Raw genomic sequence first — 14,974 nt, forward strand, 5'->3', positions numbered from 1 at the left:
GGATGCATCCTGATGAACAAGAACAGACATACAAGGAGGTCAATATGAAAAAATTGCTCACGCTCGTTTTTTCTCTCAGTCTCGTAGTGCCGATCGTCGCATGTTCAAGCAACAAAGTAGGCAACAGCATCTCCCCCGCTTCCTCTCCAGCGGCCACTGCAGCAACTGCTGCGAAGCCGACTTCCGAAGCTGCTAATTTGCAAGGCAAGATCGTATTCGGTACCCATCGTACGGATATTGCTGAAACCAAAATTAAAGCGCTTGCAGACGAGTTTATGAAAGCGAATCCAGGGGTTCAAGTTACGATTGAATCTTATAAAGATTGGAAGCAAATCTTAAAGACGCGTGCGGCAGCTAGTGAATTGCCGGATGTTACGATTGCCCTTCCCGAAATTACGAAGGCTGATCTACCTAAATATTATATGCCATTGGATGATTTGGGCTTTAACAAGGATAACCTCTGGTTTCATGCAAGCGGTTTAGGCGAAGACGGGAAGCTGTATAAGGTCAACTCCGGCGCAGCATACCTAGGCGTTGTTTATAGCAAGACCGCATTCCAGGCGGCTGGGATCACTACAACGCCAAAAACTACAGAAGAGTTGTTCGCTGCCTTCCAAAAGCTGAAGGACAAAAACATTATTCCTCTGGGTACAGGTTTTAAAGACGCGTTTACACTCGATCCTTACTTCTTCCAATACACACATGTGAGCACAGGCAACGCGAATTGGAGAAACGATTTAATTGCCAAAGCTGGAGACCTGTTCAACAGCGAGTTTTTGAAAGGCTTCAATTTGGCAAGGGATGCTTATCAGAAAGGATTTACAGAACCTGATCTCATGTCGGCGAACTGGGAACAGACCAAAAAAGATTTGGCGGCAGGCAAGGTCGGTATGATGTTTATGGCGGATTGGCTTGTTCCACAGTTGATCGACTTAGGTGCTAAGGCAGATTCAGTCGGCATGTTTCCCCACCCGGGATCGAAAGCCGTTTATGTCGGACCAGACAAACCATTTGTCGTATCCAAGAACACAAAATACCCGGAGGCTAGCAAAGCGTTCGTCAAATTCCTGCTCACCAATAGCCGTTATGCACAGGCAAGTGGTGTGAACTCATCCATCAAAGCAGATAAAGCCGTCATTCCAGGAGTAGATGAATTGCTGGCATCCAAGCTGCCTATCATTGAAGACACAGCTGTTGACATTAAATTCCAAGACACTTTGAACAAATCTCAAATCAATCTGTCGCAGGTCGTTCAAGAGTTTATGCTGAGCAAAAATACAGATGACGTCGTGAAAAAGTACAATGAGAAATGGCAAAAGGCAAGATTAGAAGTTCTAGGGAAATAACATAGCTGCACAGTTCAGAAGATGGGTTCAACTTGGATCCATCTTTTGTTTCAAAATCTGGATATAAGAAGGATGGAGTTATGAGAGAGAATACCTTCAGAAGGGGACGCAGATACGACTATCAGAAAGGTTTGACCATACTGGCTTTTTTGGTCTTGCCGGTCATACTCCTGATAACTTTTACGTACCTGCCTGCCCTTAAACTGTTTCAAATGAGCTTCTCGAAATGGGACGGCATATCCCCGGATATGCAGTTTGTCGGGTTCAAAAACTACTTGGATGTATTCGAGGATACCGATGTCTGGACTGCGGTCAAAAACAACGGGGCTTATATTGTGGCCATGCTTGTTCAGAACGTGATTGGTTTGTATTTTGCCATTATCCTCAGCACCAAGATGAAAGGCAAAAATTTCTTTCGTTCAGTTCTATTCATGCCGAACATTCTGAACGGCATCGCGATCGCATTCATGTTCAATTATTTGTACAACTACACCAACAGTCCACTAAACGCCGCACTGAAGTGGATCGGCATGAACCCAGTGCACTGGCTGCCGGAGAATTATCTGATCAACTTCTCCCTTGCCTTCATCGGCACATGGATGTTCACGGGCTGGTGTATGGTCGTCTATCTGGCCGGCTTACAGTCCATTCCAAAGGACGTATATGAAGCAGCCAGTATCGATGGGGCCAACTTTCATCAGATGATTCGCTATATGATTATTCCTAACATCATAACCGTGTTCGAGCTTAATCTGTTCCTCGGAATTAACGGAGCACTGCAGGCCTACTTCCAACCTTTCGTCCTGACAAAGGGCGGTCCTTACGGCCTGAGCGACACATTCGTCTCCAAATCCTTGGCCATCGCATTCGAATTCAGCAATTATGGTAAAGCGGCTGCAATGGCTGTGGTCATGCTGATCATTGTATCTATCGTGGTTGGTCTGCAAAGAATCTGGTTATCGAAAGGAGAGCGGCAGATATGAAATCCCAAGCAACCGACATCGGACTAGAGATAAGCCACCCTCTTCTGAAGCTATTCAATTATGCCATGGCTTTGATCGGGGTGGCCATTATTATGTTGCCGCTCTTTATCATCCTAAACGTCTCGTTGAAAACCAGTGAGGAGTATGGGCTGAAAGGCTTTATGGCTTTACCTGACAATCTGTTTAACTTCGATAACTACATAAAGGCAATTAAGCAGGGCAAAATGCTATCTGCTTTCGTGAATTCCTTTGCCCAAGTTGCGGTAGGTGTAACCGGAAGCGTATTGCTTGGTTCCATGGCCTCGTATGTCCTAAACCGTTTTGACTTCCGCTTCAAGAAAATCATCATTACGGCATTCGTCGCTTCCGTCCTGATTCCCCATGTGCTGACATCCGTGTCGACGTTCATGGTCATCAAATCCTTGGGATTGTTCAATACAAGAGAGGCCGGTTTTCTACTGTATACAGGCGCCGATGTCGTTGGCATTTATATTTTCCTTCAGTTCCTGGAGAAAATCCCGAAGCATATGGACGAGAGCGCGAAGATTGACGGAGCGTCCTACTTCCGCATTTACTGGTCAGTCATTCTGCCTCAGATGATGCCCGGCATCGCGACGGTCATTATTCTGAAGACGATTTCTATTTATAACGACTTCCTGAATCCGTATTTGTTTATGCCGAAGACCTCTCTGCGGACGGTCACCGTTGCTCTTAACTCCTTTTCCAGCGAAAATGCGACTGATTGGCCTGTGATGTCAGCTGCCATTGTAACGGTCCTCATTCCCACTCTGCTGCTCTATCTCTTCCTGCAGCGGTTCATTATTTCCGGCGTATCCGATGGATCGATGAAAGGTTAAAGGCCCGCAGTCAGGAGAAGGCTGCCAAGTCACAAAGTTCCATGCGATGGCTCCCTTCTCTGTTTCCCGGAATTGCAACGGTTTCAAACCTTATTATAGTGGAGGAATTCAGATGAAAGAGGAAAAAACGAAAATGAAATTCAAAGAGGTTATCCCAGAAAAAAATGTTATTACGGCAGAAATTGAAGCCATTATTCATAAAATTGATACCAATATACATACATTTCAAAACAAGTTTCCTCATAAAACAGCCACTGGAAATTATTCGGATTTACTCAATTTAGACGGAAATTGGACTGGTTCTTTTTGGACAGGGATGGTACTACTTGCCTATGTGTATACAGAGGATAAGAAATACATTGATTATCTATTAAATTATATGCCTGTATTCCGTCAAAGACTTGAAACCGGCTATAAAGACCATGATCTGGGCTTTTTGTATCAGCTATATGCTACTGCACTGTATAAGCTCACAGGAAACGAAGAGGCCAAGGTAATGGCCGTTGAAGCCGGGGAGGAGCTTCTAAAAAGATATAATCCCTTAGGGAAATTCATACGCGCATGGGGAAGATTGGAGGAGGATGATCGTAAGGGAAAGCTCATCATGGATTGTATGATGAATCTACCTCTACTCTACTGTGCTTCGGAAATATCAGGGCAAGATAAATTTCTCAAGGCTGCAGAAGGACATGCAGCTACCACCTATCAATATTGTATACGCCAGGATTATTCAACATACCATACCTATGATTTCAATCCCAATACCGGTGAACCAATCGCTGGTTTTAATGAAGGAGGCTACGCGGACGAGTCAGCTTGGTCAAGAGGTCAGGCCTGGGGAATCTACGGTTTTGCCCTTTCCTATGAGCATACTGGCTTAGGTAAGTACTTAACAGCTGCAGAAAACCTTGCCGATTATTACCTGGCCAACTTGCCGCAAGATTTAATCCCTTATTGGGATTTCAAGCTTCCCGACTTTACGGATGCAGTGAAGGATGCTTCAGCCGCAGCTATCGCTGCTGCCGGAATGCTTGATATAGCAACCTTGGAGCCTGAAGCCGAAAAAGCCCGATTCTATGAAACTTCTGCATACAAAATTCTGGAATCCTTGAGAACCAACTATTCAAAAGCTATGGATCCATCGGTAGAGGGGATTTTGCAAAATTGCTATGTAAGAGATCCCAAATTAGGGGTCATGAACAGCTATACAATATGGGGAGACTATTATTATCTGGAACTTCTTATGAAAACAGTAGGCATTAACCCTAAATTGTGGACTTTAAAGTAATGCAGGCGACTTGACTCTGACCTCTACCGAGCACTCACCTCAGCGATTAAATATTTAGTCAACAGTTCGTCAACAAGAAGTATTATGAAGCTGTACTAACGAATTCTTTCCATCTAAAAAAACAAAAGAACCCTTGAGAATCAAGGGTTCTTCCTTGTGAAACTGGGATGCGGTCGGAGGGATTTGAACCCTCACGCCTTGTGAGCGCCACCCCCTCAAGATGGTGTGTCTGCCGTTCCACCACGACCGCGAGAGAGAAAAACAATGACCCGTAGGGGACTCGAACCCCTGTTACCTCCGTGAAAGGGAGGTGTCTTAACCACTTGACCAACGGGCCATAACATCGTCATTGAACATTTCAGCCCGTTAGGACGACAAGTGTTATTATAAAGGATTCTGCTTACTTTGACAAGTCTAATTCATGAAAACAAAAGCTAGCTAGCAAGGAGTCCCCTGTTCCCGTTACGAATACCATGAGAACTCCCCTTGGTGACCTTCTATTTGATTTTGAAATAGGACACAGATTCGTTCAAGGTATGTACGACCGACTTCAGCTGCTCCGAAGCAGCAGCGATGTTCTGCATCATAGCCAACTGCTCCTCCGTTGCCGCAGCCACGGTTTGAGATCTCGTAAGGATGTGGGATGAGCTTGCCGCTGACTGGTCCATCGTTGCCGAAATTTCTTCCGAGCTAGCCGACATTTGCTGTGTAATTGCGGAAGTCTCGTGAATTTGTGTAACGATGTGCGTCACGGATTGCATGATCGTCTTGAAGCTTTGATTCACTTCCAGCATCATTTGTGAGCCTGCACTCGCCTCTTGCTTCGTCGCATTCATCGAGTCAGATACACTTGCAATCTCAACTCTCGTCTCGTGAATGAGCTGATTGATGCCGTCAGCGGATTCAATAGATTGTGAAGCTAATTTGCGAATTTCTTGGGCAACAACATTAAACCCTTTGCCATGCTCCCCCGCTCTAGCCGCCTCAATCGAAGCGTTAAGCGATAGCAGGTTCGTCTGGTTAGCGAAGCTCGTGATGCTCGCTGCAATCTGCCCGATCTCATCTGATTTACGTGTTAACGACTGCACCGTCATCGATAACTGCTCGACCGAGCTAAGCATATTCACAATTTGATGCTGAAGCTTCGATAGCAGCTCATTCCCGAGTGTTGCGTGCTGGGAGGTCAGCGAGGAGTGATCCGCCATGACACTTGAGTTCTCTGCGACGCGTTGAATGCCAATCGCCATCTCCTCGATAGCTCGGCTCGTCTCTTCACTGCTTCTCGCCTGCACTTCGACTTCTTGTGTCATCTCTTGAATATTCGTAGCCACATGCTCAGCAGCATGAGCAGACTCTTTGGAGCTGTCCGAAAGCTCCACGGAAGCATCGTGCACGAATTGCGTATTATGCGCGATCGTGCCGATTAATCCCTTCATTTTCGCAACCATATCATCGACCGATGCTGAAATCTGACCTAACTCATCATGGGAGTAAGTCGTCAGTGGATCGTGACGCAAATCCCCTGCAGAAACTTTACTCGTGATCGTCAAAATCCTATGAACCATCAGCATGATTCTCCGGATCACAAACACGCCAGCTCCTGCCAAAAGGAGGATAACAACCACAACGCCAATATAGACCCCTTGTGCTGATTTACTATTTTGCTCCTCGATAGAAACAATGCTCTGGTGGGCATAAGCGTCTAGAATTTCTCCAATCGCATTCAGACCTTCTCGTCCTTTATCAAACGTTGCTTGCAGCTTCGCTTCATTCAAAACGCCTTTGCCAACACTCCCGGCCTGGACAACGGCATTTGCATCTTTGACCCATTGATCGAAGGACGCTTGGAAGCTCGCTGCACTTTGCTCAATCGTCACTTTCGTTTCGACATGTGCAGTTTGCAGTAGTTCTTTGTTTTTTAAAATAGTAACAGCCTGTCCGACCCTCGTATTCGTTTGATCAATATTGTCTTTCAACGCCTTCAGCTGGCTCGTTTTCTCCTCAGCAGTCAACGCACCAGACACCAGCAATTGATAGGCAGCTAAAGCCTGATATAGATCGCGATCAGCATTCAAAATAAGGGATGTACTCACTTCCGTAGTCTCGTATAAGGAGGAGGACAGCTCAGCCGTATTTGATTTGTTTAGCTGCAGTAAATACACGCTCGTCCCTAAATAGAACAGGGAAGGAATCAGTAGTAATAAGATAAGCCGTACACGTATCGAAAATAATTTAGTCACTTGGAAGACCCTCCATCGTGAAGCATTTTTTATCCACTATAGAGGACAATCATTTAACAGGTATTAGAAAATTGTTAGAATTAGTTGAGATTGAGATGAACAAAAATAAGCCCAACAGCATAAATGCCGTTGAACTTATTTCGTGACGGAGAGAGAGGGATTCGAACCCTCGCACCGCTTACGCAGTCTAACCCCTTAGCAGAGGGTCCCCTTATAGCCACTTGGGTATCTCTCCATATGGCTCCCCGAACAGGACTCGAACCTGTGACAACTCGATTAACAGTCGAGTGCTCTACCAACTGAGCTATCAGGGAATGGACAAGTTTTATTTTATTATGAAGGCGCTGTTAAGTCAAGTGTATACGATTTCAATTTTCCCCTACAATTCCCACAGGCAAATTTACGAACATCCATCTTGCGCTTACGAAAATATTCCGTCTTGCAATTCACGCACTCCAGCCTGTATTTGTAGGGTTGTATCGCCTTAGGCCGCGGTAACGATTGGCAAAATCGGGTGCCTCCTACTCGGGCTAGCAATGTTTTGAAATCTTGATCACGATGCTTGTAGCCTCGCTTCAAAATATGCAAATGATAATGGCACAGCTCATGTTTGATTATTTTCTCGATCTCATCTCGACCGTACGTCTCCCATTGGCTCCAACTGATCTCAATATCATGGGATTTCATAAAGTAACGCCCACCTGTTGACCGCAATCTCCGGTTAAAACGGGCCTGATGAATGAAGGGTCTCCCAAACGATTCCATCGAAATTTGCTCGATCCATTGCTGCAGCTCTTGATCTTCCATCTACGAACACTCCCAAAGACAAGTTCTTACTTGAATTTGTACCGTATGTACGGCTATACTGTCAAGTAGAAAAGAAGATCGAACGCCCTATACAGAAAGGAATTGAACCACCCTATGCCACAGATGCGCTATGCGATTTTAAAGCTTGATCAACAACTAGAATTCGTCGAAATGCCTTCCTCCTATTCCTATCAATTAACAGCTTTGAACCAACGCTTGCACAAAGAATTAGAGAAACTAACCGCTGATCATGTACCACAGCTCCCACGCGTGATTGCTGAATGTGACGACTTGGAACTGATCGGTACGACGTACACTTTGATTCAAGGCTTGGACTACATCAACCGTCTTGAAAAAACGTTCGCGGGCATTCAAGAGAAATCATATCCATTGATCTCTTTGCTCACTGAAATTCGTGCGCTGCAAGCTCAGCTTGAGCAGTGGTATGAAGAGGAATTTGATCTCTAATCATAAAGGACCTGCACCCAATACCCTCATTCTTCATATGCTATAAGTACATGGCGAAGAAGGGGATGGGCATATGCCTCAATGGCTTTGTAATCAATTAATGCGTGCCTTCCAGAACAAAAACCGCAGACAAATTCGATTATTGAACGATAGCTGGTACTTTTACCGCACTCGCCGCTCACAAGAGGAGTGGCCTGACAGCCAATCGACGGACGGACCGAGTAAACGTAAATTTTGATCAAAAAGCTAGTACTTGTGCCACAAGTGCTGGCTTTTTTGTCGTACTTACATACGCATCCCCAAACTGAGCTTGCTGCCTACAGGAACCAAGAATCAACATTTGGAAAAAAGTGGTTGCATATTTGAAATGAGCCCACTATACTGTAAATAAATGTAACGAAAAGTAAATTGTAATGAAATAAAAAAAACTAAATACCAGACCTGAGTGAAGCACACTCGAGCTTGCAGATTATTCTGCAGTTCGTTTGTGCTTTTTTTGCGTGCTGGTATTCATAAGGGGGCTTAATGACATGCAGCAAAATAGCAATCAATGGCTACGTAGAATGCGTGAGAAGCATCGTAGGATTTTAGGGTTGAGGGAGAAGGGGATTTTGATTGGGGTGAAGGAGGAAGGGATAGGACAAGTGCAGCTTGAAAGAGCAGATAAAGGACGATTGAATAGTCAAGGGCAGCAGAAAGGACATAAAAACGGATTGGAGAATGCGAATATTCCTGCTGTTAGCTTCAAAAACAACGTGATCCCTTTTGAACAAAAAAAGAATGCTCACAAATCACATCCTCCTAGCATCGCTGAGCTTGAGGCGGACGTGTGGGAGCTGCGGAAGCAGTTTATCCTCCAGATCGCCAATCGGCGTAATGGAATAATTCGGCTACAAGAAGTTGCAGCCGAGTGCAATGTGAACATACGTATAGCTGCAGAGTGGCTCATCCGCCTGTCCACAGAAGGGATGCTTTCACTAATTGCCGGTCAGCGGTATACGATGACTTATTTGGTGAAGGAGGTGAGGAGTGCAGAGAAATTGCGCCAGTAGATGGTAGATGAAATGCAGCAGATATGGAGGTGATCGTCTTAATCAAAAAAAAGCAGTTGGGACCTATCTCCCAACTGCCATATAACTATCCTCATCAACCTACGATTGCGGTTTTTTCATGGTTAAGCCTACGCGGCCCTTCTTCTGGTCCACGTTGAGCACCCATACTTGGACGATGTCTCCAACGGAAACCACATCCATCGGATGTTTCACGAAGCCGTTCTTGAGCTGGGAGATGTGCACCAGCCCATCGTTCTTAATGCCGATATCGACGAAGGCGCCGAAGTCGATGACGTTACGCACCGTGCCGGTCAATTCCATGCCCGGCACAAGGTCCTCCAGCTGCAGCACGTCCGTGCGGAAGATCGGCGCAGGGACTTCGTCCCGCGGATCCCGCCCAGGCCGCTGCAGGCTGTCTAGGATGTCCCGCATCGTCGGGACACCGACGCCAAGCTTAGGAGCCAGTTCCTCTGGCTCCAGCGTCTGCAGCAGCGCTAGCAGCTGCTGTGAGCCAAGCTGCGCAAGATCGATGCGCAGCTCCTTGAACAACCGATCCACCACGTCGTAAGACTCCGGATGGATCGGGGTGTTGTCGAGCGGGTTCCGGCCGCCCGGAATCCGCATGAACCCGACACACTGCTCGAAGGATTTCGCGCCGAGGCGCGGAACCTTCGACAGCTCCTGTCGGGAGTTGAACTTGCCATTCTCCTCGCGATACTTCACGATGTTTTTCGCTAGTGTCGCATTAACCCCCGACACGTACGAAAGCAAGGACGGGGACGCCGTGTTCAAGTCCACCCCGACATGGTTAACGGCCGATTCTACGACGGCCTTCAAGTTCTCGTCCAGACGTTTCTGCGATACGTCATGCTGGTACTGCCCGACGCCGATCGCTTTCGGCTCGATTTTCACAAGCTCCGCGAGCGGGTCCTGCAGCCTCCGCGCGATCGAAATCGCGCTGCGCTCGGCGACGTCGAGCTCAGGGAACTCCGTCTGCGCCAGCTTCGACGCGGAGTACACGCTCGCGCCCGCTTCGCTGACGATCAAGTACTTGAGCTTCCGCTCCTTGATCTCACCGATCAGCTCCGCAACAAACTGCTCCGTTTCACGGGAAGCCGTCCCATTCCCGATCACAATCAGCTCCACGCTGTATTGGCTGATCAACTGCTTGAACTTCGCCTTCGCTTCCGCCACCTTATTATTCGGTGGGGTTGGGTAGGTGACGGCGATTTCAAGCATTTTGCCTGTGTCGTCGATGACGGCCAGCTTACAGCCTGTCCGATACGCCGGATCGACACCGAGCACGACATGGCCCTTAATCGGCGCTTGCAGCAAGAGATTGCGCAGATTTTCCGCGAAAATCTTAATCGCTTGCTCCTCGCCTGCTTCCGTCATTTCACCGCGCACCTCGCGCTCGATGGACGGGGCTAGCAGCCTTTTATATGCGTCTTCAACGATGCTGCGCAGAACGTCTCTTACGACCGAATCGCCTCTCACGATTTGACGCAGCATATAGTCGTGAATTTTATCCGGCCCAACATCGAGACCAACCTTTAGAATCTCTTCCCGCTCCCCGCGATTAATCGCGAGAATACGGTGCGGCGGCAGACGCTTCACAGGCTCTTGATATGCATAGTACATCTCGTAGACGGACTCTGCTTTCGCATCCTTCGCCTCTGTCCGCATAATGCCGTTATCCTGTGTATATCGACGCACCCAGGCACGTATTTTCGCATCATCCGCGATATTCTCCGCTAGGATATCCATCGCGCCTTGAATCGCCTCTGCAGCGCTTCCAACCTGCTTGTCCGCGTTAATATAACGCGCAGCCTCTTGCTCCAGCGAGCCTTGACGAGGCTGCTTCCAAATCCACGCAGCAAGCGGCTCCAGACCGCGCTCCTTAGCTACGCTAGCTCTCGTTTTCCGCTTCTGACGATAAGGTCTGTAGAGATCCTCGATTTCCTGCAGCTTCACAGCTTTCTCAATCGAGCTGCGCAGCTCATCCGTCAGTTTGCCCTGCTCATCGATCAAACGGACAACCTCGATTTTCCGATCCTCGAGATTACGCAAATACTGCAACCGCTCCTCGATATCCCGCAGCTGATTCTCGTCAAGCTCCCCCGTCATCTCTTTCCGATAACGCGCGATAAACGGAATCGTGTTGCCCTCATCCAGCAGCTCCATCGTCGTCTTCACTTTGCCGCTAGGCAGCTGTAATTCAGCGGAGATTTGTTTCAGGATCCGCTCCTGAATCTCCGCTTTCTTCTCCGCAGAAACCTGGATCTTCTCTTTCGGTTCCTCATACTCACTTGCTTTTGGTTTTCCTACGTTGTCCGTCACTTGCCCTTCCGTCTCCACATTTGCCACAGTCATACCTCTCTTCTATTGATCGTATGTATATGTATGTACAAACCAAAAAACGAGGGTACCTTTCCTCCCTCGTCCGTTCCAGACCTTATTCAAAATTCTATCAGTCCCACACTAATTTGCAAAGCGTCGTCAACCTTTCGCATCGTTTCTTCATCCAAATGCGTAATTTTGTCCGTCAGTCTTTGCTTGTCGATTGTTCTGATTTGCTCAAGCAGAATGACCGAATCTCGATCGAAACCGTGGGTCTCCGCATCGATTTCTACATGCGTGGGAAGCTTTGCCTTTTGGATTTGAGCTGTAATCGCTGCAACAATCACGGTGGGGCTAAAGCGGTTGCCGATATCATTTTGGATCACTAGAACAGGACGGACTCCTCCCTGCTCCGATCCTACGACCGGCGAAAGATCTGCGAAAAATACATCGCCACGTTTCACAATCACGTCTTACACCCCGCTTACTAAGCGATCAAGCGTTCCGTCCGCTTCTTCCTCCGCTTGAAAAGCTTCAGATGCCATGCTGAGATTTATTTTCGCCATTTCCATATACCCACGCTGCATGGATTCGCGTAGACTGCGCTTTTTGCGTTCAATTAAATACAGCTTCATTGCCTGACGAATGAATTCACTCCGATTGGAGTTCTCCTTCTCGACAATTCCGTCCACTTCTTGCAACAGATTGTCAGGCAAGCTAATCATGATCCTTTTCGTATTATGCGCATTGCTCACACTCTCGCACCCCCAGAAACGATACAAAGACAATATTACCAGTATGTCATTCCAAAAACCAAATTATACAATAAAATATATGCCTCCGGTATATCAAATATGTTACACCTTAAGATATAAGATTGTTATTACATAGTATTCTATACCCTAATCTGAAAACCCTTCCCAATACCTGCAAAAGTTGCATGGTAAATTCATGAAATTTTTAGGAAGTCATCCCTTGAACCCTATTAATAACGGTGTCGCATGAGAGGATTTAAAGCCTCAACCCGTTCCCCATTACGAACATAGACACGCGCAACACGGTGTGAAATCATACAAATGATTTCATAATTAATCGTTCCGAGCAGATCAGCGACATCTTCTGCGGTAATCCGGTCTTCTCCTTGCTCTCCGATGAGAACAACCTCATCGAGCGCCTCTACATCAGGCACATCCGAAACATTGATCATACATTGATCCATACAAATTCGGCCGACGATCGGCACTCTTTTGCCTCGAACCAGCACTTCCGCTTTACCCGAAAGCATTCGCGAGTACCCATCCGCATACCCGATCGGCAACGTCCCAATTTGCTCTTCACCCTTGGTGTGATAAATCGTTCCATAGCTAACCCCAGAGCCCGCTGGCAGCGTCTTCAGATGAACAATCCCTGTTTTGAGGCTCAGCACCGGCTTTAGCTCAATTTTCGATTGATCCACATCCCTAGAAGGATACAAACCATACATCGATATGCCCAGACGCACCATCGAATACGTCAAGTGTGGCAAATCAATAGCCGCCGCGCTATTGCCCGCGTGAATATAAGGGAAGCTTACCCCTTTATCTGCAAAATAGCTCACGATCCGCTCAAATCGGGCGTATTGCTCCAGCGTATAGCTTTTATCTACTTCATCTGCATTCGCATAATGGGTGAACAAGCCTTCCACTTCCACACCAGGCAGCGTTAATGCCTCCTCAATAAAAGGAATGGCATCCGCTTCCGTATGCAAGCCAAGTCTTCCCATGCCGGTATCCAACTTGATATGGATTTTCAGCTTTTTCTGAGCTGCATTCTCCTGCTTACGTCCTTGCTCACGCAGCGCTTCCAACACATCACGGCTATACACCGCTATCGTTAGATCCAGCTCACGTGCCCGATTAATGCCTTCAGGCGGCGTGTAGCCGAGCGCAAGAATAGGCGCCGTAATCCCAGCATTTCGGAGCTCCAACGCCTCATCGAAAAAAGCGACTCCCAAATAATCCACACCCGCGGCGAGAACCTCTTTGGATACCTCAACAGCCCCGTGTCCGTAAGCATCCGCTTTAACGACTGCCATCTGCTTCATGCCCGCAGGCAGTACCTTCTGAAATTGCTCAATGTTGCTCCGCAGTGCATCTAACGATATTTCCACCCACGTGGGCCGATAAAAAGCATCCATCAGCGTTCACCTCTTCTATCCACTTCCAAGTAAATTGTCATTGCTTACAAACAGCACTTTTTATATTTTTTGCCGCTGCCGCATGGGCATGGGTCATTACGTCCGATTTTTGGCTCAGGCGCTGCATTTGAATAGTTCTTCAAGGCATAAGCCGCTTCATTCACAAAATAACGGAATACTCGGTTACCTGATTCTAATACGGTCATCATCACTGGTTTTCGCTCATTAGCATATTTCATCTCGGAATCTGGCAAGTATTGTGCTTGGATCAGCCCGAAACGCACCAAAATCGTTGCTACCGCATGCAAAAATACATCAACGCTCGTATCCAGCAAAATTCCGGATTGACGATGCTTTTTCCATTCAGTATCCACATGGTGTTCACGCCCGACTGGCCAGCTTGCCAACACACTTGCGGTTGCTCTTCTCCAAGCCTGAATATCTTCAGGGCGGCCACCTTCATTGACTTCCTCCAGGATCCCCCAAGCTAACTTGTTCCAAAGTGTATCTAAAAGGAGGACTGCCTGATCCTTCTCCGTTAACGCTTGGAAATTAGCCAATTGCTTCGCATTTACCTTAAGTTGTGTTCCTTCTTCTGTGATCCCTAGCACTAACGCCACATAGAAAAAGAATTGGTACACCGGCTCTTGGTCCTGATTGAGTGTTGGTTTACGGAATAGCTGCAAGCCAATCTGCTCGTCGAACTCGCTCCAGAACTTCCGCGGCAAATGCTTGCGCGCAGCGGATAATTTAACGTTTTTCCCTTCCTGTACAGCCTCTAGAAAAGCTTTAAATTCCCCTACAATCTGCGGAACAGCCGTGCGCGTATCCATCCAAAGATGAAGCAGCTTCGGATCAACCACAAGTGGTTTTAGCTTTTGCTTAGATGATGCCTTCTTAGGGGTTATATAGGCCTCGATCTCATTAGAATTCAGCCAACGCTCCAATGCGTAGTCACTGTCTGCCTTCATATATTGATCAAAGCGATCTATAAAATATTGTTTATGCTTGCAAACTTCGTTTAGTGAAGCAGATTGCTCCTTCGAAATTTTCGATGTCAGGCTTAGAAATTGCACCCATTTTTTCAGCGCAGTCAAATAAGCACTTATATCCGACTCTGTGCTATTCAGAACATGGCTAATCGCGAAACGACCTAAGAAATCAACAATCGTTTCACCTTGCAGATCCTCATAACGAATACCGTAACGAACCATATACTCCGTCGTCACAAATTCGATACGCTCCGCATGCTTCTGAGCGGTTTCCGCTTTTAATTTACCTTCATTCGTTAAATAATCCGCAAAAGCACCCAACTCAGTTTCCCAGAACTGCCGTTGCTCTTCCGATGTTAAATTATCAATTGTATTCATCTCAAACACTCCAATTACTTATTCGCTCCAAAGTTGCATTATACCAA

Annotated in this window: 14 protein-coding genes and 4 tRNA genes; 7 read left to right on the forward strand and 11 right to left on the reverse strand. The window is 47.0% G+C overall.

All coding sequences use genetic code 11. The annotated features are described in order from the left end of the window. Positions 1 to 44: 44 nt before the first annotated feature. The 4 genes from AC58UX_RS11145 (at position 45) to AC58UX_RS11160 (ending at position 4,474) form a co-directional block, all read left to right on the forward strand. Positions 45 to 1,346, forward strand: coding sequence for an ABC transporter substrate-binding protein (locus AC58UX_RS11145; protein ID WP_497252489.1), 1,302 nt, complete (start codon positions 45 to 47; stop codon positions 1,344 to 1,346). An 80-nt stretch (positions 1,347 to 1,426) separates the two neighbouring features. After that, positions 1,427 to 2,329: a carbohydrate ABC transporter permease gene (locus tag AC58UX_RS11150; RefSeq protein WP_497252492.1), complete on the forward strand. Its 903-nt coding sequence runs from the start codon at positions 1,427 to 1,429 to the stop codon at positions 2,327 to 2,329. Next, positions 2,326 to 3,186: a carbohydrate ABC transporter permease gene (locus tag AC58UX_RS11155; protein ID WP_497252494.1), complete on the forward strand. Its 861-nt coding sequence runs from the start codon at positions 2,326 to 2,328 to the stop codon at positions 3,184 to 3,186. Before AC58UX_RS11150 ends, AC58UX_RS11155 begins: the two co-directional genes overlap by 4 nt. A 112-nt stretch (positions 3,187 to 3,298) precedes the next feature. Further along, a complete protein-coding gene (locus AC58UX_RS11160) occupies positions 3,299 to 4,474 on the forward strand; it encodes a glycoside hydrolase family 88 protein (protein WP_497252496.1) in 1,176 nt (391 codons plus the stop codon). 168 nt (positions 4,475 to 4,642) lie between these two features. On the opposite strand, the gene AC58UX_RS11165 is transcribed toward AC58UX_RS11160, so the two are convergent. The 6 genes from AC58UX_RS11165 to AC58UX_RS11190 form a co-directional block, all read right to left on the reverse strand. Next, a tRNA-Leu gene (locus tag AC58UX_RS11165) sits at positions 4,643 to 4,724 on the reverse strand. A gap of 15 nt (positions 4,725 to 4,739) precedes the next feature. Beyond that, positions 4,740 to 4,811: transfer RNA gene (locus AC58UX_RS11170), tRNA-Glu, on the reverse strand. A 160-nt stretch (positions 4,812 to 4,971) separates the two neighbouring features. Continuing rightward, complete coding sequence (locus AC58UX_RS11175; RefSeq protein WP_497252498.1) at positions 4,972 to 6,714, reverse strand: methyl-accepting chemotaxis protein; 1,743 nt, start codon at positions 6,712 to 6,714, stop codon at positions 4,972 to 4,974. A gap of 146 nt (positions 6,715 to 6,860) precedes the next feature. Then, a tRNA-Ser gene (locus AC58UX_RS11180) sits at positions 6,861 to 6,949 on the reverse strand. Between the two features lie 3 nt (positions 6,950 to 6,952). After that, positions 6,953 to 7,028 (reverse strand) — tRNA-Asn (locus AC58UX_RS11185). 19 nt (positions 7,029 to 7,047) lie between these two features. After that, entirely contained in the window at positions 7,048 to 7,521 is a 474-nt protein-coding gene (locus tag AC58UX_RS11190) for a SprT family protein (RefSeq protein ID WP_497252500.1), read from the reverse strand. 114 nt (positions 7,522 to 7,635) lie between these two features. Here AC58UX_RS11190 and AC58UX_RS11195 point away from each other — a divergent pair, with 114 nt between their 5' ends. The 3 genes from AC58UX_RS11195 to AC58UX_RS11205 all read left to right on the forward strand — a co-directional run bounded on the left by AC58UX_RS11195 (position 7,636) and on the right by AC58UX_RS11205 (position 9,041). Next, a complete protein-coding gene (locus tag AC58UX_RS11195) occupies positions 7,636 to 7,989 on the forward strand; it encodes a hydrolase/acyltransferase (protein ID WP_497252502.1) in 354 nt (117 codons plus the stop codon). 73 nt (positions 7,990 to 8,062) lie between these two features. Further along, the gene (gene cmpA, locus AC58UX_RS11200) at positions 8,063 to 8,227 is read left to right on the forward strand and encodes a cortex morphogenetic protein CmpA (protein WP_141692697.1); all 165 of its coding nucleotides are present in this window, start codon (positions 8,063 to 8,065) and stop codon (positions 8,225 to 8,227) included. 292 nt (positions 8,228 to 8,519) lie between these two features. Next, positions 8,520 to 9,041 carry a hypothetical protein gene (locus tag AC58UX_RS11205; RefSeq protein WP_497252505.1) on the forward strand — a complete coding sequence of 174 codons (522 nt, stop codon included), beginning with the start codon at positions 8,520 to 8,522 and terminating at the stop codon, positions 9,039 to 9,041. Between the two features lie 99 nt (positions 9,042 to 9,140). Here the strand turns inward: AC58UX_RS11205 and AC58UX_RS11210 are convergent, their stop codons facing one another. The 5 genes from AC58UX_RS11210 to AC58UX_RS11230 form a co-directional block, all read right to left on the reverse strand. Further along, positions 9,141 to 11,324 (reverse strand): Tex family protein, encoded by a 2,184-nt coding sequence (locus AC58UX_RS11210; protein ID WP_497253627.1) that lies wholly within the window; start codon positions 11,322 to 11,324, stop codon positions 9,141 to 9,143. A gap of 176 nt (positions 11,325 to 11,500) precedes the next feature. Beyond that, entirely contained in the window at positions 11,501 to 11,851 is a 351-nt protein-coding gene (locus AC58UX_RS11215) for a type II toxin-antitoxin system PemK/MazF family toxin (RefSeq protein ID WP_028553893.1), read from the reverse strand. 3 nt (positions 11,852 to 11,854) lie between these two features. Then, positions 11,855 to 12,136, reverse strand: coding sequence for a CopG family ribbon-helix-helix protein (locus AC58UX_RS11220; protein ID WP_028553892.1), 282 nt, complete (start codon positions 12,134 to 12,136; stop codon positions 11,855 to 11,857). A 230-nt stretch (positions 12,137 to 12,366) separates the two neighbouring features. Beyond that, positions 12,367 to 13,557 carry an alanine racemase gene (gene alr, locus AC58UX_RS11225; protein WP_497252507.1) on the reverse strand — a complete coding sequence of 397 codons (1,191 nt, stop codon included), beginning with the start codon at positions 13,555 to 13,557 and terminating at the stop codon, positions 12,367 to 12,369. Between the two features lie 44 nt (positions 13,558 to 13,601). Further along, positions 13,602 to 14,927, reverse strand: coding sequence for a YecA family protein (locus tag AC58UX_RS11230; protein ID WP_497252509.1), 1,326 nt, complete (start codon positions 14,925 to 14,927; stop codon positions 13,602 to 13,604). Positions 14,928 to 14,974 lie beyond the last annotated feature (47 nt).

This window comes from Paenibacillus sp. J22P90, assembly GCF_059692195.1.

Excerpts from the sequence above, each read along its gene's own strand:
- AC58UX_RS11145 (WP_497252489.1), top strand. The coding sequence starts at position 45 with ATGAAAAAATTGCTCACGCTCGTTTTTTCTCTCAGTCTCGTAGTGCCG.
- AC58UX_RS11150 (WP_497252492.1), top strand. The coding sequence starts at position 1,427 with ATGAGAGAGAATACCTTCAGAAGGGGACGCAGATACGACTATCAGAAA.
- AC58UX_RS11155 (WP_497252494.1), top strand. The coding sequence starts at position 2,326 with ATGAAATCCCAAGCAACCGACATCGGACTAGAGATAAGCCACCCTCTT.
- AC58UX_RS11160 (WP_497252496.1), top strand. The coding sequence starts at position 3,299 with ATGAAAGAGGAAAAAACGAAAATGAAATTCAAAGAGGTTATCCCAGAA.
- AC58UX_RS11190 (WP_497252500.1), bottom strand. The coding sequence starts at position 7,521 with ATGGAAGATCAAGAGCTGCAGCAATGGATCGAGCAAATTTCGATGGAA.
- AC58UX_RS11195 (WP_497252502.1), top strand. The coding sequence starts at position 7,636 with ATGCCACAGATGCGCTATGCGATTTTAAAGCTTGATCAACAACTAGAA.
- cmpA (WP_141692697.1), top strand. The coding sequence starts at position 8,063 with ATGCCTCAATGGCTTTGTAATCAATTAATGCGTGCCTTCCAGAACAAA.
- AC58UX_RS11205 (WP_497252505.1), top strand. The coding sequence starts at position 8,520 with ATGCAGCAAAATAGCAATCAATGGCTACGTAGAATGCGTGAGAAGCAT.
- alr (WP_497252507.1), bottom strand. The coding sequence starts at position 13,557 with ATGGATGCTTTTTATCGGCCCACGTGGGTGGAAATATCGTTAGATGCA.
- AC58UX_RS11230 (WP_497252509.1), bottom strand. The coding sequence starts at position 14,927 with ATGAATACAATTGATAATTTAACATCGGAAGAGCAACGGCAGTTCTGG.